General features: G+C 64.1%; 2 protein-coding genes. Both read left to right on the plus strand.

Going from position 1 to position 1,820, the window contains the following annotated elements:
- Positions 1–1,337: cell division protein FtsZ (locus EN994_RS29625; protein ID WP_127308063.1), on the plus strand; the 1,337-nt coding region annotated here is incomplete at its 5' end.
- Positions 1,338–1,618: 281 nt separating this feature from the next.
- Positions 1,619–1,820 (plus strand): UDP-3-O-acyl-N-acetylglucosamine deacetylase (locus EN994_RS29630; protein ID WP_206530529.1); only part of this gene is annotated, 202 nt, incomplete at its 3' end.

Raw genomic sequence — 1,820 nt, forward strand, 5'->3', positions numbered from 1 at the left:
GTGCTGCTCCCGTCGTTGCCCGCGCAGCGCGCGAAAAGGGCATCCTCACCGTCGGCGTCGTCACCAAGCCGTTCCACTTCGAAGGCCAGCGCCGCATGAAGACCGCGGACTTCGGCATCGAGGAATTGCAGAAATGCGTCGATACGCTGATCGTCATCCCCAACCAGAACCTGTTCCGGCTGGCCAATGACAAGACCACCTTCGCCGATGCCTTCGCCATGGCCGACCAGGTGCTCTATTCCGGTGTCGCCTGCATCACCGACCTGATGGTCAAGGAAGGTCTGATCAATCTCGATTTCGCCGACGTGCGCTCGGTCATGCGCGAGATGGGCAAGGCGATGATGGGCACCGGCGAAGCTTCGGGCGAGGGCCGCGCGATGGCCGCCGCCGAAGCGGCGATCGCCAACCCGCTGCTCGACGAAACCTCGATGAAGGGCGCCAAGGGCCTGCTGATCTCGATCACGGGCGGCCGCGACCTGACGCTGTTCGAAGTCGACGAAGCGGCGACCCGTATCCGCGAGGAAGTCGACCAGGACGCCAACATCATCCTGGGCGCCACTTTCGACGAGGAACTCGAAGGCGTCATCCGCGTCTCGGTGGTTGCCACCGGCATCGACAAATCGGCGGCTGAAATCGCCGCTGCGCCGATCTCGATCCGCACGGCGCCTCCGAAGCCGGTCAGCCGCCCGGCGGCTCAGATCGCGGAGGCTCGCCCGGCGCCTGTTCAGCAGGCGGCCTACGAGCCACGCGCTGTCGACCCTGTCGCCGAAGCCATCCAACTGGCCGAAGCCAATGCCGCGGCGATGGCGCAGGCGCGCCCGGCTCCTGTCGCTCACGCAGAAGATTTCCGCCCACAGAGCAAGATCTTCCAGGCGCCGCCAGCACAGCCGATGCCGCAGCCGGTGGTCCAGCAGATGCAGCCGGCCCCGCAGCCGCGCGAGATGCTGCGCGAAGCCCCGCAGCCTGTTGCCATGGCACCTCAGCGTATGCCGCGCGTCGAGGACTTTCCGCCGGTCGTCAAGGCCGAGGTGGATGCCAAGAGCCGCCCGGTGGACCACGAGAACAACAGCGGACCGATGGGCCTGCTGAAGCGCCTGACCAACGGACTGACCCGCCGCGAGGAAGAACCCGCAAGGCTGCAGCCGGCGCAGCCGCGTGAGCCCAAGCTGCGCCAGGCGGCGCCCGAAGTGCGCCGCCTCGCCAGCCAGGATGCGCAGCTCTATGCGCCGCGCCGTGGCCAACTCGACGATCAGGGCCGCCTGACGCCGCAGGTGAGGACGACTCAGGAAGACGATCAGCTGGAGATTCCGGCGTTCCTGCGCCGCCAGGCCAACTGATTGGTAAACGGACTGTAACATTTGTTAACAGGCAAGCGAGGAATCGCTTGCCTGTTAACGTTTTAAATGATGTGATTTCAATAACTTACAAAGTCGCACCCATTCCAGTTCGCGGTTACACAGAGTAAGAAACCGTGATTTGGAGTCTCCCTGACGGGACATTATCTTCGCTGCCTACCATCATCGGTTTGCCGGGATTTCGGGGGAAGTCGCCCTGCCAACCGATTCACACAAGAGCCGCGCCCTCGGGCTGGAGAAGCGGACCTAGGCATTACGGGCTTATGGGGATTGTCTTGCACGACTATCAGACGACATTGAAGACGCGCGCGTCGCTTACCGGCACCGGCGTCCACAGCGGCAAGGAAGTGTCCATCAGCTTCATGCCGGCGGATGCCGACACCGGCATCGTTTTCCAGCTTTTCAACGGTGCCGAGCAGGGCCGCGAGTTTCGTGCCCTGGTTTCGGAAGTCGGCGCCACCGACC

This window comes from Mesorhizobium sp. M7A.F.Ca.CA.002.09.1.1 (assembly GCF_003998555.1).
In the GTDB taxonomy this organism is placed as follows: domain Bacteria; phylum Pseudomonadota; class Alphaproteobacteria; order Rhizobiales; family Rhizobiaceae; genus Mesorhizobium; species Mesorhizobium ciceri.